The sequence below is a fragment of the Pseudomonas sp. RtIB026 genome (genome assembly GCF_016861355.2).
In the GTDB taxonomy this organism is placed as follows: domain Bacteria; phylum Pseudomonadota; class Gammaproteobacteria; order Pseudomonadales; family Pseudomonadaceae; genus Aquipseudomonas; species Aquipseudomonas peradeniyensis.
Genome location: NZ_AP023348.2, coordinates 4,214,587 through 4,234,009, shown reverse-complemented (window position 1 = coordinate 4,234,009; position 19,423 = coordinate 4,214,587). Strand labels below are relative to the sequence as shown.

At 65.1% G+C, this 19,423-nt stretch carries 17 protein-coding genes; 8 read left to right on the top strand and 9 right to left on the bottom strand.

From position 1 onward, the window contains the following. Nucleotides 1-547: 547 nt before the first annotated feature. Nucleotides 548-676 (top strand): hypothetical protein, encoded by a 129-nt coding sequence (locus PRtIB026_RS18780; RefSeq protein ID WP_267812674.1) that lies wholly within the window; start codon nucleotides 548-550, stop codon nucleotides 674-676. Here PRtIB026_RS18780 and PRtIB026_RS18775 read toward each other — a convergent pair. Then, nucleotides 673-1,542: a LysR substrate-binding domain-containing protein gene (locus tag PRtIB026_RS18775; protein WP_203652321.1), complete on the bottom strand. Its 870-nt coding sequence runs from the start codon at nucleotides 1,540-1,542 to the stop codon at nucleotides 673-675. The two genes, PRtIB026_RS18780 and PRtIB026_RS18775, sit on opposite strands and share 4 nt — an antisense overlap. A gap of 245 nt (nucleotides 1,543-1,787) precedes the next feature. Here PRtIB026_RS18775 and PRtIB026_RS18770 point away from each other — a divergent pair, with 245 nt between their 5' ends. The 6 genes from PRtIB026_RS18770 to katG all read left to right on the top strand — a co-directional run bounded on the left by PRtIB026_RS18770 (nucleotide 1,788) and on the right by katG (nucleotide 10,530). Then, a complete protein-coding gene (locus PRtIB026_RS18770) occupies nucleotides 1,788-3,104 on the top strand; it encodes an MFS transporter (RefSeq protein ID WP_234563100.1) in 1,317 nt (438 codons plus the stop codon). Between the two features lie 14 nt (nucleotides 3,105-3,118). Then, the gene (locus PRtIB026_RS18765; RefSeq protein WP_203652322.1) at nucleotides 3,119-4,510 is read left to right on the top strand and encodes an FAD-dependent oxidoreductase; all 1,392 of its coding nucleotides are present in this window, start codon (nucleotides 3,119-3,121) and stop codon (nucleotides 4,508-4,510) included. A 118-nt stretch (nucleotides 4,511-4,628) separates the two neighbouring features. Continuing rightward, nucleotides 4,629-5,339, top strand: coding sequence for a YebC/PmpR family DNA-binding transcriptional regulator (locus PRtIB026_RS18760; RefSeq protein ID WP_198745486.1), 711 nt, complete (start codon nucleotides 4,629-4,631; stop codon nucleotides 5,337-5,339). Between the two features lie 86 nt (nucleotides 5,340-5,425). Then, nucleotides 5,426-6,370, top strand: coding sequence for a LysR family transcriptional regulator (locus tag PRtIB026_RS18755; RefSeq protein ID WP_203652323.1), 945 nt, complete (start codon nucleotides 5,426-5,428; stop codon nucleotides 6,368-6,370). Between the two features lie 184 nt (nucleotides 6,371-6,554). Further along, entirely contained in the window at nucleotides 6,555-7,967 is a 1,413-nt protein-coding gene (locus tag PRtIB026_RS18750; protein WP_203652324.1) for a pyridoxal phosphate-dependent decarboxylase family protein, read from the top strand. A gap of 316 nt (nucleotides 7,968-8,283) precedes the next feature. Further along, nucleotides 8,284-10,530 carry a catalase/peroxidase HPI gene (katG, locus tag PRtIB026_RS18745; protein WP_203652325.1) on the top strand — a complete coding sequence of 749 codons (2,247 nt, stop codon included), beginning with the start codon at nucleotides 8,284-8,286 and terminating at the stop codon, nucleotides 10,528-10,530. Nucleotides 10,531-10,574: 44 nt separating this feature from the next. Here the strand turns inward: katG and PRtIB026_RS18740 are convergent, their stop codons facing one another. The 7 genes from PRtIB026_RS18740 to ampC form a co-directional block, all read right to left on the bottom strand. Beyond that, complete coding sequence (locus PRtIB026_RS18740; protein ID WP_203652326.1) at nucleotides 10,575-12,209, bottom strand: hypothetical protein; 1,635 nt, start codon at nucleotides 12,207-12,209, stop codon at nucleotides 10,575-10,577. A gap of 151 nt (nucleotides 12,210-12,360) precedes the next feature. Continuing rightward, on the bottom strand, nucleotides 12,361-13,707 hold the full coding sequence (locus tag PRtIB026_RS18735) for an MFS transporter (RefSeq protein ID WP_267812669.1): 1,347 nt from the start codon (nucleotides 13,705-13,707) through the stop codon (nucleotides 12,361-12,363). Nucleotides 13,708-13,856: 149 nt separating this feature from the next. Beyond that, on the bottom strand, nucleotides 13,857-14,309 hold the full coding sequence (locus tag PRtIB026_RS18730; RefSeq protein WP_203652327.1) for a hypothetical protein: 453 nt from the start codon (nucleotides 14,307-14,309) through the stop codon (nucleotides 13,857-13,859). 112 nt (nucleotides 14,310-14,421) lie between these two features. Continuing rightward, nucleotides 14,422-15,201 (bottom strand): DNA/RNA non-specific endonuclease, encoded by a 780-nt coding sequence (locus PRtIB026_RS18725; protein WP_203652328.1) that lies wholly within the window; start codon nucleotides 15,199-15,201, stop codon nucleotides 14,422-14,424. A gap of 138 nt (nucleotides 15,202-15,339) precedes the next feature. Next, complete coding sequence (locus PRtIB026_RS18720) at nucleotides 15,340-15,672, bottom strand: hypothetical protein (protein ID WP_186714050.1); 333 nt, start codon at nucleotides 15,670-15,672, stop codon at nucleotides 15,340-15,342. Between the two features lie 307 nt (nucleotides 15,673-15,979). Next, entirely contained in the window at nucleotides 15,980-16,603 is a 624-nt protein-coding gene (locus PRtIB026_RS18715; protein WP_203652329.1) for a glutathione S-transferase family protein, read from the bottom strand. A gap of 1 nt (nucleotide 16,604) precedes the next feature. Beyond that, entirely contained in the window at nucleotides 16,605-17,744 is a 1,140-nt protein-coding gene (gene ampC / locus PRtIB026_RS18710) for a class C beta-lactamase (protein ID WP_267812665.1), read from the bottom strand. A 142-nt stretch (nucleotides 17,745-17,886) separates the two neighbouring features. Between ampC and PRtIB026_RS18705 the strand changes: the two genes are divergently transcribed. Continuing rightward, nucleotides 17,887-18,882, top strand: coding sequence for a bile acid:sodium symporter family protein (locus PRtIB026_RS18705; RefSeq protein ID WP_203652331.1), 996 nt, complete (start codon nucleotides 17,887-17,889; stop codon nucleotides 18,880-18,882). Nucleotides 18,883-19,019: 137 nt separating this feature from the next. Here the strand turns inward: PRtIB026_RS18705 and gspI are convergent, their stop codons facing one another. Continuing rightward, complete coding sequence (gene gspI / locus PRtIB026_RS18700) at nucleotides 19,020-19,379, bottom strand: type II secretion system minor pseudopilin GspI (protein ID WP_244670987.1); 360 nt, start codon at nucleotides 19,377-19,379, stop codon at nucleotides 19,020-19,022. Nucleotides 19,380-19,423: the final 44 nt, after the last annotated feature.

The window sequence follows — 19,423 nt, the reverse complement described above, 5'->3', positions numbered from 1 at the left end:
TCCATGCCCGTCACCTCCCTCCGCAAGTCCTGCGTTCGGCCTCCTGAAGTCGCGAAGTTAGGGGCGGCGCCTGGATTGGCGCAGCTGTCGCTAGTTCAAATTTAATTAATCTCTCGATCGCATCGCGGGACAAGCCCGCTCCCACGCAATAGTCGCCGTTATATAAAACCCTGTAGGAGCGGGCTTGCCCCGCGAAAGGGCCGGAACAGCCAATACATAACTAATGGTCAAACAACTAACTTCGCGTTTCTCGCTCTTGCTCTTGCTTCTAAGCGCGCAATAGTTCAGGCAACACCAATTGCGACTTCAGGAGGCCGAGCGGAGTTCTTGCGAAGGGAGGTGACGGCCATGGATGGCCGTCAAGCGCTGCGCCCCAGGATGGGGCGTTCAGCGCGGTCCTCCCGGGAGCAAGAACGGAGCGAGGGAACCCCGGAGCGCAGCGTAGGGGCCGGATGAACGGAGCGGGGCGGCTTTGGTTACTTTGGCCAAGACCAAAGTAACCCGCCGTAAGGGCGGAAAGGTGCCTAAATGTCGTTATATTCTACGAATGCGCATACAAAAACCAAAACAATCACCAAAGACCCAGACCCAGACCCAGACCCAGACCCAGACCCAGACCCAGACCCAGACCCAGACCCAGACCCAGACCCAGACCCAGACCCAGACCCACCCCTAAAGCCCCTCCAAAACCATCTCCAAAAACGTAGCCACCACCCGCCGCGTCCTCTGCTCACTCAAACAAACCAGCGTCTCAGTCAAATGCCGCCGACAATCCACAATCGGCAAAGCACAAACCCGCGCATCAGCCCCGAACTCCGCCGCCGAAACCACCCCCACGCCAATCCCAACCACCACCGCCTCCCGCGCCGCCTCACGCCCCTCGACCTGGATCGCCGGCCGGATCCGCAACCCGGCCCGCTGCATTTCCTCCTCCAGCGTCTGCCGCGTCACCGACCCCGGCTCACGCAGCACCAACGGCGTGTCATCCAGGTCCGCCAGGTTGATCTGCCCCCGGCTGGCCCACGGATGGTTGTGCGAAACGAACGCCACCATCGGGTCACGCCGCATCGGCACGCAGAACAACCGCTCATCATCGACATCGCGCCCGAGCAGGGCCAGGTCCGCCTGGTAGCTGAACAGCCGGGCCAGCGACTCGTCGGTATTGCCGGTCTCGATCTTCACCTGGATCCCCGGATACCGCTGGCAGAACCGGGCGATCTGCGGCAGCACGTGCACCGGCGCGTCCACCGCCAGGGTCAGGCTGCCGGTGTGCAGGGCGCGGGAGTCCTGCAGCAGCTCCACGGCCTCGGCCTCACAGGCGAACAGACGCTGGGTCACGCCCAGCAAGCGCTCGCCCAGGTCGGTCAGCTGCACCGAGCGCTTGTTGCGCTGGAACAGCAGCACACCGAAGCGCTCCTCGAGCTTGCGCACCTGGTCGGACACCGCCGGCTGGGTCAAAAACAGCTTCTGCGCCGCACGGGTGAAGCTGCCCTGTTCGGCGACTGCATGAAAGGCCTTGAGTTGAGCATGGGAGACCGACATCGAACACTCCGCTTACAAGCTGGGCTTATGTGTGAAATACGATAAATCGATTTTATTTATCAGTCAGCAGCTGTTTCCATGTGTTTCAACCCGGCTGCGCCGCCACGAGCGGCGCCATGTCGGCCATGGCGGCACCACCGCCATCTGACCAGGTGACGTCCCTCCGTCACGCAGTGCGCAACACAACAACAAGACAGGCGTTTCTTCACATTCTGCCGGCACACTCAAGCAAGAGGTCAGAGTCAATGAATCAATCCCTGGGCGCTATCAAACGCTGGCGCGTGCAGATCTTCGCGATCACCTGGCTGGCCTACGCCGCCTTCTACTTCACTCGCAAAGCCTTCTCAGTGGCCAAGCTCGGCATCGGCGAGGATCCGAATTTCATGCTCGACAAGGCCGCCATGGCCAACCTCGATGCGATCTACCTGGCCGCCTACGCCGTGGGCCAGTTCACCTGGGGCATGCTCGCCGACCGCTTTGGCCCCCGTGTGGTGGTGCTGGGCGGGCTGCTGATCTCGGCGGCGGCCGCGGTGGTGATGGGCAGCTACGCGACCTTCCCGATCTTCGCCACCTGCATGCTGATCCAGGGGCTGGCGCAGTCCACCGGCTGGGCGGGGCTGTGCAAGAACATCGGCAGTTTCTTCCCGGCCTCCCAGCGCGGACGGGTGCTGGGGCTGTGGAGTTCGTGCTACGCCTTCGGCGGCCTGGTGGCCTCGCCGTTCGCCGGCTGGTGGGCCTACACCCTGGTCGGCACCTGGCATGCGGCGTTCTTCTCCAGCGCCGTGGTGGTGGCCGTGGTGGCGGTGCTGTTCTTCATTTTCCAGCGCAACAAGCCCGAGGACGTCGGCTTGCCGGCGGTAGAGCCCGAGCCGCAGAGCATGGCCCCGGGGGGCAATCTGTGCAGCGTGTGGGCGCCGCTGCGCGAGATCCTGCGCAACCGCACGGTGCTGACCCTGGGCCTGGCCTACTTCATGCTCAAACCTGCGCGCTACGCCATCCTGCTGTGGGGCCCGGTGATCGTCTTCGAGCAGATGCCGTCGGTGGGCAAGGTCGGCGCGGCGATCATCCCCACGGCCTTCGAACTGGCCGGGTTGCTCGGGCCGATTCTCATCGGCCTGGCCTCGGACAAACTGTTCGGCGCCCGGCGCATGCCGGCCTGCGTGATCAGCCTGGTGCTGCTGACCCTGACCCTGGCCGGTTTCATGGCGGCGATGCACAGCGGCAGCGTGCTGCTGGTGGTGGCCCTGCTGTTTGTGATGGGCCTGACCCTGTATGGCCCGGACTCGATGATCAGCGGCGCCGCGGCCATCGACTTCGGCACGGCCAAGGCCGGCGCCACCGCGGCCGGCTTCGTCAATGGCTGCGGCTCGGTGGGTGCGGTGCTCGGCGGCCTGCTGCCCGGCTACTTCGACAGCGTCACGGTGTTTATCGTCTTCGCCGGCACGGCGCTGTTCTCCGCCCTGGTGCTGCTGCCGCACTGGAACAGCCGCCCGGCAACAGCACCCCAGGCCACCGATGTGGCACCCAACACCAGCATGGCGATCAAGCCACTGCGTACCTAAAGGAAAGCAAGTAGATGAGACCCTTCTGGCTGCAACAGGCCCTGGACCAGGAAGACCAGGCGCCGTGCCCGCCGCTTGCCGGCGACGTGCGCTGCGACGTGTGCATCGTCGGTGGTGGCTACACCGGCCTGTGGACCGCGCTGATGATCAAGGAACAGGCGCCGCAGCTGGAAGTGCTGCTGCTCGAGGCGGACATCTGCGGCGCCGGGGCCAGCGGGCGCAACGGTGGCTGCGCGCTGTCCTGGTCGGCCAAGTACTTCACCCTCGAGCGCTTGTTCGGCGTGGCCGAGGCGGTGCGCCTGGTGCGCGAGTCCGAGCGCAGCATCGGCGCCATCGGCGAGTTCTGCGCGGCCAACGGCATTCGCTGCGACTACCGCATGGACGGCACGCTCTACACCGCCACCAACCAGGCCCAGCTCGGTGGCACCGATGCGGTGATCGCCGCGCTGGAGCAGCAGGGGATCAATTCGTTTCAGCGCCTGGCGCTGGAGCAGGTGCAGCGCCTGGCCGGCTCCGACCGGCATCTGGAGGGCTGGTACTCGCCGGCCGCGGCCACGGTGCAGCCGGGGCGGCTGGTGCGCGGCCTGCGCCGGGTGGCCTTGCAGCGTGGCGTGCGCATCCACGAGGGCACGGCGATGACCGGCCTGGAATACGGCGCGCCGGTGCAGGTGCGCACCCGCGCCGGCACCGTCCGCGCCGACCGCGTGGTGCTGGGCCTCAATGCCTGGATGGCGCGGGCCTTCCCGCAGTTCGAACGCAGCGTGGCGATCGTCTCCAGCGACATGGTGATCACCGAGCCGTGCCCCGAACTGTTGCGTCAGATCGGCCTGGACAGCGGCGTCAGCGTGCTCGACTCGCGGATCTTCGTGCACTACTACCACAACACCTCCGATGGCCGGTTGATGCTCGGCAAGGGCGGCAATACCTTCGCCTACGGCGGGCGCATGCTGCCGGTGTTCGACCAGCCTTCGCCGTACCAGCCACTGCTGCGTGAAAGCCTGGCCGAGTTCTTCCCGGCGCTGGCCGAGGTGCCGCTGGCGGCAAGCTGGAACGGGCCGTCGGACCGCTCGGTGACCGGGCTGCCGTTCTTCGGTCGGCTCGATGGGCAGGGCAACGTGTTCTACGGCTTCGGTTACTCCGGCAGCGGGGTGGGGCCGTGCCACATGGGCGGGCAGATCCTGTCGTCGCTGGCACTGGGGCTGGACAACGCCTGGACCCGCTCGCCGCTGGTCAAGGGGCCGCTGGGGCAGTTTCCGCCGGAGCCGGTGCGCTACCTGGGGTCGTTGCTGGTGCGCAATGCCATCCGCCGCAAGGAACGCGCCGAGGACCGTGGCGTGCGGCCGCGCCGGCTGGACGTGCACCTGGCGAAGTTCGCGGCGGCGGCGGGGAAGGCGGACAAGGGCTGAGCTCCCATGTGGGTTATGCGATTTCTTGTCGAACCCGGTGCGCAGGGCGTATAAACTCTCCCCACTTTATTAAGGCCGGTCGCTTCCTGAACCGGCCGCGGAAACAAAGAGAGTCGATATGGGCGCACAGTGGAAAGCCAAACATAGAGAAACAGCGGCCAATGCCAAAGGCAAGATCATGGGCAAGCTGGCCAAGGAGATCCAGATCGCTGCCAAGTCCGGTGCCGACCCGGACATGAACCCGCGCCTGCGCCTGGCCATCGTCCAGGCCAAGAAAGCCTCGATGACCCGTGAGACCCTGGAGCGCGCGATCAAGAAAGGCGCGGGCCTGGACGGCGAGGCCGTGCAGTACCATGCGGTCAGCTATGAAGGCTTCGCCCCGCACCAGGTGCCGCTGATCGTCGAGTGCCTGACCGACAACATCAACCGCACCGTGGCGCAGATCCGCGTGCTGTTCCGCAAGGGCCAGCTCGGCGCCAGCGGTTCGGTGGCCTGGGACTTCAACCATGTCGGCCTGATCGAGGCTACCCCGGAAGGCGACGCCGACCCGGAAATGGCGGCCATCGAGGCCGGTGCCCAGGACTTCGAGGATGGTGAGGAAGAGGGTTCGACCCTGTTCATCACCGACACCACCGACCTCGACGCCGTGCAAAAGGCCCTGCCGGAGCATGGCTTCACCGTCACCTCGGCGAAGATCGGCTACACCCCGAAGAACCCGGTGAGCGCCGCCAGCCTGAGCGCCGAAGCGCTGGCCGAGGTCGAGGCCTTCCTCGAGGCGATCGACGAGAACGAAGACGTGCAGAACGTCTATGTCGGCCTGACCGACTGATCCGCGCGTCATCCTCGCGGGGCAAGCCCGCTCCCAGCGCGTCTGTGGGAGCGGGCTTGCCCCGCGATCATTTCCGGACCTGCCTCATGCACCCCACCTTCGCCTCCCTCAGCCTCGCCCACCTGCGCACCCTCGACTGCCTCCTGCAGCTGAAGAACCTCAGCCACGCCGCCGAACGCCTGGGCTGCAGCCAATCGGCCCTGAGCCGCCAGCTGGCCAGCCTGCGCGAGGCCTTCGATGACCCGCTGCTGGTGCGCCAGGGCCGTGGCTATGTACTCAGCGAGCACGCCGAGGCGCTGGTCGAGCCGTTGCGCCAGGTGCTGGAGGAGCTCAACGCCCTGCGCCAGCCCGCGGCGTTCGACCCGGCGCGCTGCGAGCGGCGCTTCTGCCTCGCCGCCTCCGACTACGTGGCCGAGCACATGCTGCCGCAGCTGGTCGCGGTGCTGGAGCAGGAAGCGCCGGGCGTGTCGCTGGAGTACCGCACCTGGCAGGCTGGGCAGTACGCCTTGCTTGCCAGCGGCGAGATCGACCTGGCCACCACGTTGTTCGACGAATCGCCGCCCAACCTGCACGGCCGGCTGCTGGGCGAGGACCGGGCGGTGTGCCTGATGCGCCATGACCATCCGCTGAGCACCCGCGCCGAGCTGAGCCAGGACGACTACCTGGCCTTCAAGCATGTGCGGGTGTCCGGGGGCGGCGACAAGGACAGCTTCATCGACCGTCATTTGCGCGCCCAGGGGCTGCAGCGGCGCATCAGCCTGGAGGTGCCGTTCTTCAGTGCCATGGTCCAGGTGCTCGGCAATGGCCAGGCCCTGGCTACAGTGCCCGAGCACATCGCCCGGCAACTGGCGCGGCTGCACGGCCTGAGCTGGCGGCCGATGGGCTTCATCGACCACACCCAGCGCTACTGGGTGGTGTGGCACCAGCGCCTGCAGGCCTCGGCCGAGCACCGCTGGCTGCGCAACCGGGTATTCGAGGTGTGGCGCCAGTCGCAGTTCGGCGTGCAAGGTGGGCATGCGCCTTCGCCATAGCAGCTATGCGCGAAGCGGGGTTATTCGCAAGCCGGCAGGCGCCTAGACTGCGGGCATTGTGTTGCCAGTGCCGGCCTCTTCGCGGGGCAAGCCCGCTCCTACAGGATTGCGCGGTCCCTGTAGGAGCGGGCTTGCCCCGCGAAGAGGCCGGCACACGCACCTGACAATCCACAGGAGAGCCCCCGTGACCCCCGAACAATTCCGCCAGTACGGCCACCAACTGATCGACCTGATCGCCGACTACCGCCAGACCGTCGGCGAGCGCCCGGTCATGGCCCAGGTCCAGCCGGGCTACCTCAAGGCCGCCTTGCCCGAGGGCGCGCCGCAGCAAGGCGAACCGTTCGAAGCCATCCTCGCCGACGTCGACAAGCTGGTGATGCCCGGCCTGTCCCACTGGCAGCATCCGGACTTCTACGGTTACTTCCCCTCCAACGGCACCCTGTCGTCGGTGCTCGGCGATTTCCTCAGCACCGGCCTGGGCGTGCTTGGCCTGTCGTGGCAGTCCAGCCCGGCACTGAGCGAGCTGGAGGAAACCACCCTCGACTGGCTGCGCCAGCTGCTGGGCCTGAGCGGGCAGTGGAGCGGGGTGATCCAGGACACTGCCTCGACCAGCACCCTGGTGGCATTGATCAGCGCCCGCGAACGCGCCACCGACCACGCCCAGGTGCACGGCGGCCTGCAGGCCCAGGCCAGGCCATTGATCGTCTACGTCAGCGCCCACGCCCACAGCTCGGTGGACAAGGCCGCGCTGCTGGCCGGATTCGGCCGCGACAATATCCGCCTGATCCCCACCGACGCCCGCTACGCCATGCGTCCGGAGGCGCTGCGCGAGGCCATCGAGCAGGACCTGGCCGCCGGCAACCAGCCCTGCGCCGTGGTCGCCACCACCGGCACCACCACCACCACCGCGCTGGACCCGCTGCGTCCGATCGGCGAGATCGCCCAGGCCAACCAGCTGTGGCTGCACGTGGACTCGGCCATGGCCGGCTCGGCGATGATCCTTCCGGAGTGCCGCTGGATGTGGGACGGCATCGAGCTGGCCGACTCGGTGGTGGTCAACGCCCACAAATGGCTGGGTGTGGCCTTCGACTGCTCGATCTACTACGTGCGCGATCCGCAGCACCTGATCCGGGTGATGAGCACCAACCCCAGCTACCTGCAGTCGGCGGTCGATGGCGAGGTGAAGAACCTGCGCGATTGGGGCATCCCGCTGGGGCGCCGGTTCCGCGCGCTGAAACTGTGGTTCATGCTGCGCAGCGAAGGGGTCGAGGCCCTGCAGCAACGCCTGCGTCGCGACCTGGACAACGCCCGTTGGCTGGCTGCCCAGGTCGAGGCGACGGCGCAGTGGGAAGTGCTGGCGCCGGTGCAATTGCAGACCCTGTGCATCCGTCATTGCCCGGCGGGCCTCGCGGGTGAGGCGCTGGATGCCCATACCCGTGCCTGGGCCGAACGTCTCAACAATTCGGGCGATGCCTACGTGACCCCGGCGACTCTCGACGGGCGCTGGATGGTGCGGGTGTCGGTGGGGGCGCTGCCGACCGAGCGTGCGCATGTCGAGCGGCTGTGGGCCCGGTTGCAGGCGGTAGTGGCCGAGTAACGCGGCAAACTCAAGCGCTGAACGCTGTCGCGGGGCAAGCCCGCTCCCACGTGTTTGTGGGGGCGGGCTTGCCCCGCGACACGTTTTGCAATGCTGACAGAGCAAGGCTATCACCCCCCAATAGCGCCTCTATTAGACCTCTGCCCAAGCTCGGCTAGTCTTTCTGCTGGTTCCGCGAAAAGCCGGTGCACCGCCGTGCCCGGCCACACTGATGAGGAGTGGGCGCGCTTTCGGGCGCACCCGTTCCAACACCTGGCAACGAAAATACAAGAACGCCCGGAAATCTGAATTGAACCGACCCAAAAGGTAGAAGCAGATGGCGAACGAATCGAAATGCCCGTTCCATCAGACCGCCGGTGGCGGCACCAGCAACCGTGACTGGTGGCCTGACCAGCTCAACCTGAAGATCCTCCACCAGCACTCCAGCAAGTCCGACCCCATGGACCCGGACTTCGACTACGCCAAGGCGTTCAAGAGTCTCGATTTCCAGGCCCTGAAAAATGACCTGACCGCCTTGATGACTGACTCACAGGACTGGTGGCCGGCCGACTTCGGCCACTATGGCCCGCTGTTCATCCGCATGGCCTGGCACAGCGCCGGCACCTACCGCATCGGTGACGGCCGTGGCGGCGCCGGCTCCGGCCAGCAGCGCTTCGCCCCGCTCAACAGCTGGCCGGACAACGTCAGCCTGGACAAGGCCCGGCGCCTGCTGTGGCCGATCAAGCAGAAGTACGGCAACAAGATCTCCTGGGCCGACCTGATCGTGCTCACCGGCAACGTCGCCCTCGAATCCATGGGCTTCAAGACCTTCGGCTTCTCCGGTGGTCGCGCCGATGTGTGGGAGCCCGACGAGGACGTGTACTGGGGCTCGGAGAAGGTCTGGCTGGGTGGTGATACCCGCTACGGCAAGGACCAGGTCAAGGCCCAGCCGCCCGGCCAGGGGGACCTGGTGGCCGAGCCCGCCAAGCATGGCGAGGAACAGAACCGCGACCTGTCGGCCGAACGCAACCTGGAAAACCCGCTGGCCGCCGTGCAGATGGGCCTGATCTACGTCAACCCGGAAGGCCCGGAAGGCGAGCCCGACCCGGTGAAATCCGGCAAGGACATCCGCGAGACCTTCGGCCGCATGGCCATGAACGATGAAGAAACCGTGGCGTTGATTGCCGGCGGCCACGCCTTCGGCAAGACTCACGGTGCCGGCCCTGCCGACAATGTCGGCGCCGAGCCGGAAGCCGCAGGTCTGGAGTTGCAGGGCCTGGGCTGGAGCAACAAGTTCGGTACCGGCAAGGGCGGCGACACTATCACCAGCGGTCTGGAAGTAATCTGGACGTCGACCCCGACGAAGTGGAGCAACGAGTACCTCAACAACCTGTTCAATTTCGAGTGGGAACTGACCAAGAGCCCCGCGGGTGCCCACCAGTGGCGGCCAAAGGACGGCAAGGGTGCGGGGACCGTGCCCGATGCCCACGACCCGGGCAAGACACATGCGCCCTCGATGCTCACCTCTGACCTGGCGCTGCGTTTCGACCCTGTCTACGAACCCATCGCCCGGCGTTTCAAGGACAATCCCGACCAGCTTGCCGACGCCTTCGCCCGTGCCTGGTACAAGCTGATCCACCGTGACATGGGCCCGTTGGCCCGCTACCTAGGGCCAGAAATGCCCAACGAGGAGTTGCTGTGGCAGGACCCGTTGCCCAAATCAGGACCGCAACCGAGCGACGCCGATATCGCCGCGCTCAAGGCCAAGGTGCTGGCTTCGGGGCTGAGTGTCCCTGAACTGGTTTCCGCCGCCTGGGCCTCGGCCTCGACCTTCCGCGGCTCCGACAAGCGCGGTGGTGCCAACGGTGCGCGGTTGCGCCTGGCTCCGCAGAACGGTTGGACGGCGAACCAGGGCCTGGACAAGGTGCTGACGGCAATGGAGAAGATCCGCAGCGAGGGCGGCAACAAGATCTCCCTGGCCGACCTGATTGTGCTGGCTGGCAGCGCGGCGGTGGAGAAGGCGGCCAAGGATGCCGGGCACAACATCAGCGTGCCATTCCATCCGGGGCGTGTGGATGCCTCGCAGGAGCAGACTGACGTCGAGTCGTTCGCCGTGCTCGAGCCGCTTGCCGACGGTTTCCGTAACTTCAGCAAGACCCGCTACAGCGTCAAGGCTGAGAAGCTGCTGCTGGACAAGGCCCAGTTGCTGACGCTCACCGCACCGGAGCTGACCGTGCTGATCGGCGGCCTGCGGGTGCTCGGCGCCAACCATGGCGGCAGCAAGGACGGCGTGTTCACCGACAAGGTCGGCGTGCTCAGCAATGACTTCTTCCGCAACCTGCTGGACATGGGCGTGGAGTGGAAGCCGACCTCGGCGGACAACGAGGCGTTTGAAGGCCGTGACCGCAAGACCGGTCAGGTGAAATGGACTGCCAGCCGGGTCGACCTGGTGTTTGGCTCCCATGCGCAACTGCGTGCCTTGAGTGAGGTGTATGGCAGCAGCGATGCCAAGGACAAGTTCGTCAAGGACTTCGTGGCGGCGTGGGTGAAGGTGATGGAGTTGGACAGATTCGATTTGCCTTAATACCTGCGGGTCAGGGGGCGCTGTGCGCCCCCTTTTTACCTTATTCAACTCACAACGGTTTGCGTTTCGCTAGGTGCTGGATCCAGTTCGAAGTATTCAGGCGGTATGTCACCCCAATCGGTGGGGTAGCGTATGACCAGTCGATTATGCTGCGCATCGAATGACATCCCTTCGACGAAGCATTCGCTGGCCATGCGGGGATATCGCTTGAGCATCCCTGCCAGATTCGCCTTGACCCACTGTAGAAACTCGACGTGAAGTGTTCTCCAGGTCGATCCATAGCCGCTGTCTTCCTTGGAGACCACGAAGCCGAGCACGTTGAGGCAATATCCCAGCAAGCGAACGCTATCGAGATCCGGGCATTGCTTGATCGTGTTCAGGAGCTGTTCATGTACGATGATCTGGATCGCTGTACCTGCATCGCTCCTGAGTGCGCAGGAGTTGAGGATGTCCTCCCAGACCAGTGTGGCCTGGATCTTCCTCGCCACGTGGCGTGGCTTGCGTACGCAAGAGGCTGCTTCAATCAGATCAAGGATGATCTTGGCGATAGTTGTGTGCGGCAGGGGCGCAGGCGCTTTGTGCTTGTCCAGCAGTTCAACCATGTTCTCGATTAATTCTCCAAGGGCCTTGAGGCGCTGGTAAAGATCCTCGTCGGGCCGCAATTCCTGAACTGACAGATCCGCATTCAGATCTGCATAAATCGCGCGAATTTTCTGATATGCCCAATGCAGCGAATTGGGATTCGTTGTGCAGGGCCCCTTCACATACGTAGCGAACGCTTCCAGGACCAAGTGGAGGTAAGCGCGCCATTGTTCGAGATCCCATGGGGTTTTGCGCGAAGTGTAGGGAGAAAGCAGCATGCTGATACCGTTGACCATGGTCAGGTCGCCACACAGTGCCCTGATAACGGGGTAGTCCTTCAAACCGAGCTCTTCATGCTGCAGTTCTACGAACAGGAACGAATCACGATTGTTGATGGCGGCGGTCAAGACATTTCGTGCAAGATTTTCTGCTTCGGGACCATACGCCTCTTGTATGCGGATTTCGTTGAACAAGCTGATGATCAACTTCGGCGCGCTTTCCACGAACACCCTGCAAAACCTGGGACTGGCAATGGTTTTGAGTAACTCCCTGGCGCATGCTGTCGTCTCGAGATTACTTTTCACTGCCCGCTCGGCAGCATGGCTGATAATGCTGCTGGATGACCGGGTCAACTCTGCTGCGACAATCGTCAATTCGCTCGCGGCCCCACGCTCTAGCCGAGACTCGACACTCTTGCAGAATTGACTGGCATTTCGGCGGTTGAAGACGGGAGGGCTCAGGAACGCGACAATCAACCACGTGCTGAATACCGCGAAGAACACCAGGCCCAGTATGAATTGCCAGATCTCGGGAGTGATCGGCCCTTTTTGGGGGAGCCACCATTGGCTGTAGCGCCATAGATCAGTAATCAGTATCACTACACCTAGCGCCAAGACGATAGCGATCGAGGTGTCTCGTACCCTGAATCCGGCGGTCTCAATACGAAATTTGTAGCGTACATCGGCAATGGTCCAGACCAGCAGGGTCAGGGCCAGGCCACTGAGCAGTTCGGCGAAACCAAAGAACTTGGGAGCAGCCTTGTCCAGCTGGAAGCAGTCAAAAGCGATTCCCATCAGGGTGCAGACATCTGTAGCCATTCACGCATCCTTCACATGGCATTGGCCCACTCACGGTACTGTGAGTGGGAGCAAGACTGGCGGCCTTAGGCCACCAAAACCAGGCATGCTAATACATGGCCCATGGCCATGTCTTGGTGCTATCGGAAGGGCGCGTAAATATGCTGCATGTTCAGTCTGGCGCCATCGCCTGATCCTCATCGGCAAGCTGGGGCGCCCCCTTGTCTTCCCCATGCAGTGAGACCTGCGAAGTCTCCGGCAGGGCCAACCCACCCACCAGGGCCAATAGGGCAATCACCACCAGGTAGAACGCCGGCGCCAGGCGGCTGCCACTCTGTTCGATCAGCCAGGTCGCCACCAGCGGCGCGGTGCCGCCGAACAGGGTGTAGGCGACGTTGTAGGTGATCGCCGAGGCCGTGTAGCGGCTGCGGGTGGGGAAGCATTCCGACAGCAGCGCGGCGGTGACCACGCCGCTCATCAGTGCGCCGATGGCCAGCAGGATCACCCCCAGCAATGCCCCCGGCAACGAACCGGAACTGGCCAGCCAGTAGGCGGGAAACACCGCGAGCATCACCCACAGGCAGGTGAAACCGATGGTCCGGCGCCTGCCGACGCGGTCGCTGAAGGCACCCGCCAGCGGACAGCCGGCGGCGGCGAACAGCAGGGCCACGGTCGAGACCAGCAGTGCCTGGGCGCGGCTCAGATGGCCGACCGTCTGCAGGTAGGTGGCGAAGTAGGTAGTGAACATGTAGAACGACAGCGCCGTCAGCGAGATGAATGCGCCGAGATTGCGGATGGTCCGGCCGTGGTGGCGCAGGGTATCGCCCAGCGGCGAGTGCCCGTGGGCCTTGCCTTCGGCCAGCGCCTGGCGAAACGCCGGAGTCTCTTCCATGCGCCAGCGCAGGTACAGGCCCACCAGGCCCAGGGGCGCGGCGACCAGGAACGGCACGCGCCAGCCCCAGGTATTCATCGCCTCGGATGTGAGGCTGGCCTCAAGGCCGTAAGCGATGACCGCCGCGCAGGCGAACGCGGAGAAGGTCGAGACCGGCACGAAACTGCCGTAGAACGCTCGTCTGCCTCGCGGTGCGTGCTCCATCAGGTAGGCGCAGGCACCGGCGTATTCGCCGCCTGCGGAAAACCCCTGCAGGCAGCGGGCGAGGGTGAGCAGTACCGGGGCCAGCACGCCGATGCTGGCGTAGGTCGGCAGCAGGCCGATCAGGGTGGTGGAGCCGGCCATCAGCAGGATGGTCAGCGACAGGATGCGCTTGCGTCCGAGCCGGTCGCCCAGCGCGCCGAACACGATACCGCCGAGCGGGCGCAGGGCGAAGGCCACGGCGAACACGGCGAAGGTCTTGAGCAGGGCGACGCCTGCGTCTTCGCTGGCGAAGAACTGGCTGGCGATCAGGGTGGCGAGAAAACCGTAGACGGCGAAGTCGAACCATTCGACGAAGTTGCCGATGGCCGAGGCGACGATCACCCGCCGCAAGGTGGCGGGCGGGACCTCATGCGGGATGGACATGGATGCTCTCCGTTGCGCTGGGCAGCCTGGGCGGATGCGGCGCGCTCGAGACGCGCCGTCGTTGTTCTGCGGCCAGTAGACAAGCGGCAGGGCGAGGAGGCTTTGTCGGGGGCGACCTCCGGATATCCGTTAGCACCGCCCCATCGACCTCATGGCCGCACAAGCGATCTCTGCAGGTGAGGCATCAGTACCAGGGGGGCGATCACCTCGACCTCGTTGTTCTCGAACAAGCCCTCGGGTACGGGCGGGTAGGTGGTTTGCCAACATTGGCGCTCGACCAGTTGCGCCAGCTGTTTGAAGTCGGAGGTTACCGTCAGCGGGGGCAGTTGGCTTTGCACGGCGGGGGAGCTGCGCACGGCCTTGCAGGCGGTGGGTTGGTTGTTTCGGTCCAGGGTCAGCTTGAGCGTGACCACGCCAACCAGGGTGCCCTGGTTGGCGGCAGCGATCCGGTTGATGAGCGCGCTCTGCATGGCTGCCGTGAAGCTGGCCATGGTGATGGCGTCGACTTTCGCGTTTACCTGGGGAGGGGCACTGCAGGCCATGAGGGTCGTCAGGCCGAGGGCGGCGAGGGAGAGTTGGATAAGGCGGTGGATCTGCGACACGGGAACGTCCTTGGTTGAGCGCTTCGGTACTTTCATGGACCAGGTTGGCAAAGAGGTGAGGCCCGCTGGATGAACGAGGCCGGAGCGATGATCTTCAGGGAACAGGTTGCGGTCATTCCCGATCGCAACGTGCGGGTAGCGGCCAGGTGTGCGATGCGCGCAGGTCCTTGAGCGACTCGGGAACATCGATTGGCAGTTCGTCCGGGCCGAGCAACGCCTCGATTTCACGAACGCTGCGCAGGTATGGGTCGAGGTCGGTGCCCAGCCCGGCCTGGTGCGGGATCCACCAGGCGATGACCTGGGGCTTGCCCTGGTCATCCTCGGTCAGCAGCACCTTCCAGAACACCTCGGGCGTGGCAATGCCGTGGGACGTGACAAAGGCGTCGTTGTCCAGTGCCGCGCCGGCATGACCAAACACCACGCCACCGATCACCGTCACCGGGTGCAGGTCGCGGTAGCACTCGGTGAGCAGCTCGGTCTGGTACCAGGTGCGGCTGTTGTGAGAGGCCAGCTGCGGGACGATGTTGCTCATCAGGTTGGAGGCATCCATCGCCACGCGGTCGTCGTCGAAATGATTGTTGGCCGCCAGGTGTCCGCGGTGGTAACCCTTGGGAGTCGAGTAAGCCTTGGCCGAGAACTGACCCCTGCAGCCCTCGGGCAGGCTACGGTCGATACGGAAGTTGTCGATGCGCTGCAAATGGCCCTGGTCTTTCCATAGGGTGAACGCGAAGCGGTGCGGCTCGCCGCGCTGACAGTCGTACCAGAGCCGGAAGCGGCCATGATCGAGCAGGGTGAGGGGCGGGGCGGCGGGTTCGGGAGCCGGCGGGGAGGGCAGGCGCGGGGCGCAGGAGGTCAGGCTGAGGAGCAACAGCAGGAACAGCAAACGGCGCATGGCGCGTCTTCCTTGATCAAAGGCGCGGGATGGTACAACAGTCTGCGGATCGGTTGCCTGTGAAAGGGCTGGCCATCAGGCATGAAAAAGCCCGGCCTTTGCGGGCCGGGCTCAAGCAACGGTGGACTGCCGAGGCATTCAGTTCAGCGAGTCGATCACCTTGATTGCCTGCCGCTCGCGGGCGGCGGGCCATTCTTGTTGCAGGGTCTGCAGCACGCGACCGACAAAGGAAGTGTCGGCGGCGGCCTTCCTGCCGACGTAGCCCTGGCCACGGCGGTAGACCTTGAAGCGGGCGCGCATGCTGGGCATGTGCGATTCGAATTCGGCTTCAACCGTGTTCGGCGGCAGGCGATCCAGGCGGACCTCGCCGGACTGGCTGACCCACAGCAGGTGGTCGTCGAGGCTGTCCTTGCGTGCGGCGAACAGCCGGGCCAATTGGTCGATGGTTGGATTGTTGTTCAAGTTCATCATAAAGCCCCCATTACTCTCATTCGTTGGTGAAGTTCGGCTGAAGTTCACATTCGGCGCCACACCATGTAGCGCGCTAACCAAGGCTGCTACAGCAGCATCGCAACAGGGGCTTTCTCACGCTGCCTTCTGGGCAGTTTCCCTCTCCACGGACGGCCTGCGTTACCGCGCAGGCCGTCTGGAACACCCTTGCCACCGCTCCCGATCGGGGAGACGGCCTCATCATGCACAAGGCGCGGGAAGGGCGTCAACAGGTTTGTAGTGAATATTTTTGCTCACTACATCTTGTCGGACAATCCTGCCGGTTCTGTCACGCCAGTCCGTTGTCGCCGTGCTCGAGGTAGCCAGGGCGTTGGCGCAGCCGCTCATGATAGGCCTCCAGCGCCGGCAGCTCGGGGTGCTCCAGGGGCGTGCGCCGCCAGCGGTTGAGGGACAGACCGATGGCCACGTCGGCGAGGCTGAAGGCGTCGCCGGCGACATAGGCGCCGGTGGCCTGCAGGCGTGCTTCGAGCAGGCGCATCCTGGCCGTCCACTGAGCGCTGCTGGCGGCCAGCAGCGCGGGGTCCTGGTGCGCCGGCGACTGGCGCACCAGCGACATGAACGGGTAGCGCCAGGCGTCGTTGAGGTCGGTGGCCTGCCAGTCGAGCCACTGGTCCACCGCGGCGCGGGCGCGGGGGGCGCCGGGGTAGAGCGCCTCGCCGCCGTACTGGTTGACCAGGTAGCGCAGGATGGTATTGGATTCCCACAGCACGAAGTCGCCATCGACGATCACCGGCACCATGGCGTTGGGATTCAGCGCCAGGAACTCGGGCGTGTCGGTGGCGCGAAAGCCGCTGCCCCAGTCTTCGCGCTGGAACGGCAGGTTCAGTTCGGCGCAGGTCCACAGCACCTTGCGTACGTTGATCGACGAGGCCTTGCCAAGGATCTTCAGCATGTCACGGCTCCAGGCTGGAAAGGATGCGTTGCGCGGCGCGCACGCGTTCTTCGTTGGGGTAGTTGCGGTTGGCCAGCAGCACGATGCCCATCTGCCTGGACGGCACGAACGCCACGTAGGCACCGAAGCCGCCGGTGGCGCCGGTCTTGTTGTACCAGGCGGCAGGCTCGGCGGGCAGCGCCGGGTTCAGCGCCTGGATCGGGTTTTCTCCGCGGATGATCTTGTCGCCGTTGTATTCCAACAGGGTGTCGAGGCTGACCGGGTAGGGGTAGCGCTCCCAGCCCAGACCCTGGGTCATCGCGCCGACCTTGAAGTAACCGGACTGGGTGATGGCGATGGCCTTGCGCATGACCGGGTCGAGGGTGTCCGGTTGCAGCTGTAACTGCACATAGCGCAGCAGGTCGCTGGCACTGGTCTTGATGCCATAGGCCTGCTCGGCATAGGGGCCCGGGTTGACCCGCACCGGCTTGTCGTTGGCGTCGTAGCCTTGTGCGTAGAGCCCGCGGGCACTGGCCGGCACCTCCAGATAGGTGTGCTTGAGCCCAAGGCGGGGCAGCACCTGTTGGGTCATCAGTTCGGCGAACGGCCGCTGTTGGGCGCGGGCCGCGAGGTCGCCGAACAGGCCCAGGCTGGGGTTCGAGTAGCAGCGGTGGGTGCCGGGCGCGAAGCGGCGTTGCCAGTGCTGGAACCAGGTCAGGGTCTGGGCCGGCGTCTGCACCTCATCGGGGAACTGCAACGGCAGGCAGTCGCCGCTGTAGGCCCCCAGTTCCAGCACGCTGGCGCTGCCGATCGAGGCTTTGGCCAGGGCCGGCTGGTAGCGGCTGGCAGGGGCCTGCAAGTCGAGCTTGCCTTCGGCGCTGGCCAGGGCGGCGAGGGTAGCGGTGTAGGTTTTGCTCACCGATCCGACCTCGAACAGCGTGTCGCGGCTCACTGCCTGGCGGCTGGCCTTGTCGGCCAGACCGTAGTTGAAGTAATGCGACTGGCCGTTGGCATACACCGCCACGGCCATGCCGGCGATGCCTCGCTCGCGCATCAGCGCCGGGATCACGTCATCGACGGTGGCTTGCAGGTCGTTGGCCAGCAGCGGCGGCGCGGCCAGCATCAGGGTGGCGGCCAGCAGCAGGCGTGGGGGGCGTTTCATGGTGGGGCGTTCCTTGTCGTGGATCAGGGGCGTGGCGAAGCGAGGTGTCCGTTGGGCGACACCGACAGGGGTTCCGGCGTTAGCGGCACAAGGGCCAAGACCTTATCGTCCAGGCTTGCACAAAGACAAGACGGAAACTGTGATGAGATATCTACGGATGCTGTTCGACAACTTTACCCTGGCCCTGCTCGGGGTGGTGTTCATCGCCACCGTGCTGCCGTGCTCCGGCGAGGGGGCGGTGCTGTTCGGCTGGCTGACCAACCTGGCCATCGGCCTGCTGTTCTTCCTGCATGGCGCCAAGCTGTCGCGCGAGGCGATCATCGCCGGTGCCGGTCACTGGCGCCTGCATTTGCTGGTGTTCTCCTGCACCTTCGTGCTGTTCCCGTTGCTGGGCCTGGCGTTCAAGCCGCTGTTTGTGCCGTTGGTGGGCAACGAGCTGTACCTGGGCGTGCTGTACCTGTGCGCCTTGCCGGCCACGGTGCAGTCGGCCATCGCCTTCACTTCGCTGGCCCGGGGTAACGTGCCGGCGGCGATCTGCAGCGCGGCGGCCTCGAGCCTGCTGGGGATCTTCCTGACGCCGCTGCTGGTGATGCTGTTGCTGGGCGCCTCGGGCGACACCGGCTCCGGGCTGGACGCGGTGCTGAAGATCACCCTGCAGTTGCTGGTGCCCTTCGTCGCCGGGCAGGTCGCCCGCCGCTGGATCGGCGCCTGGGTCAAGCGCAATGCACGTTGGCTGAAGGTGGTGGACCAGGGTTCGATCCTGCTGGTGGTTTACACCGCCTTTAGTGAAGCGGTGGTCACCGGTCTGTGGCATACGGTGTCGCCGCAGCACCTGGCCGGGCTGTTCGCCGTGTGCGCTATCCTGCTGGCGGTGGTGTTGCTGGGCACGCGCTTGCTCGGGCGGGTGCTGGGATTCAATGTCGAGGACCGCATCACCATCCTGTTTGCTGGTTCCAAGAAGAGTCTGGCGACAGGCGTGCCCATGGCGCAGGTGTTGTTCGTGGGGGGCGGCATTGGGGCGATGATCCTGCCGTTGATGCTGTTTCATCAGATCCAGCTGATGGTCTGCGCGGTGCTGGCGCAGCGGTATGCGGCGCGGGTGGAGGAGGGGCATCCTGAGGTGCGCGCCTCGCTGTAAGGATCATCCCTGAAGGCCTGGCTGTAAGGATGCGGTGGGAGCGGGCTTGCCCCGCGATAGCGATTGCCTGGGCGAGCGCTATCGCGGGGCAAGCCCGCTCCCACGAGTTCGCTCTCACGAAGGCGTCCGATTCACATTCACTGACCCACCAATGTCTGCAATCGCGCCAGCGCCGGCCCTTCGCGCTGGCGGTCGAAGACCAGCAGCGACACTTCCAGCATCGCCCCCGGCGCACGCGACAAGCGTTGCTCACAGCGCAGGCGCAAACGCCCCTGGTCGCATTCGAACTGTCTGACGCCTGCCTTCGCGCCGCCCTCCAGGCGCAGTTCGGCCAGGCGCCCCTGGGCCGCCAGCAGGGCCAGTCCCTTGTCGCGCAACAGCCCGTTGCCCTGGGTCATCAACCCGGTGGCACGCACGGCGGCGGCCATGGCCACGGCGACGATGGTCAGCGCCACCAGCACTTCGATCAGGGTGAAACCGTCCTCGGTGGTGCGCACGGGAACTCCATTCGCGCAGGCCAAAGCGGCACTGTAGAGCGGCG

What these genes read in the sequence shown, in the direction of transcription:
- PRtIB026_RS18725 (WP_203652328.1), bottom strand. Translation starts at nt 15,201, where the DNA reads ATGCGCCGTTTGCTGTTCCTGCTGTTGCTCCTCAGCCTGACCTCCTGC.
- PRtIB026_RS18735 (WP_267812669.1), bottom strand. Translation starts at nt 13,707, where the DNA reads ATGTCCATCCCGCATGAGGTCCCGCCCGCCACCTTGCGGCGGGTGATC.
- PRtIB026_RS18720 (WP_186714050.1), bottom strand. Translation starts at nt 15,672, where the DNA reads ATGATGAACTTGAACAACAATCCAACCATCGACCAATTGGCCCGGCTG.
- PRtIB026_RS18775 (WP_203652321.1), bottom strand. Translation starts at nt 1,542, where the DNA reads ATGTCGGTCTCCCATGCTCAACTCAAGGCCTTTCATGCAGTCGCCGAA.
- PRtIB026_RS18740 (WP_203652326.1), bottom strand. Translation starts at nt 12,209, where the DNA reads ATGGCTACAGATGTCTGCACCCTGATGGGAATCGCTTTTGACTGCTTC.
- PRtIB026_RS18770 (WP_234563100.1), top strand. Translation starts at nt 1,788, where the DNA reads ATGAATCAATCCCTGGGCGCTATCAAACGCTGGCGCGTGCAGATCTTC.
- PRtIB026_RS18705 (WP_203652331.1), top strand. Translation starts at nt 17,887, where the DNA reads ATGAGATATCTACGGATGCTGTTCGACAACTTTACCCTGGCCCTGCTC.
- ampC (WP_267812665.1), bottom strand. Translation starts at nt 17,744, where the DNA reads ATGAAACGCCCCCCACGCCTGCTGCTGGCCGCCACCCTGATGCTGGCC.
- PRtIB026_RS18780 (WP_267812674.1), top strand. Translation starts at nt 548, where the DNA reads ATGCGCATACAAAAACCAAAACAATCACCAAAGACCCAGACCCAGACC.
- PRtIB026_RS18755 (WP_203652323.1), top strand. Translation starts at nt 5,426, where the DNA reads ATGCACCCCACCTTCGCCTCCCTCAGCCTCGCCCACCTGCGCACCCTC.
- PRtIB026_RS18715 (WP_203652329.1), bottom strand. Translation starts at nt 16,603, where the DNA reads ATGCTGAAGATCCTTGGCAAGGCCTCGTCGATCAACGTACGCAAGGTG.
- katG (WP_203652325.1), top strand. Translation starts at nt 8,284, where the DNA reads ATGGCGAACGAATCGAAATGCCCGTTCCATCAGACCGCCGGTGGCGGC.
- PRtIB026_RS18765 (WP_203652322.1), top strand. Translation starts at nt 3,119, where the DNA reads ATGAGACCCTTCTGGCTGCAACAGGCCCTGGACCAGGAAGACCAGGCG.
- PRtIB026_RS18760 (WP_198745486.1), top strand. Translation starts at nt 4,629, where the DNA reads ATGGGCGCACAGTGGAAAGCCAAACATAGAGAAACAGCGGCCAATGCC.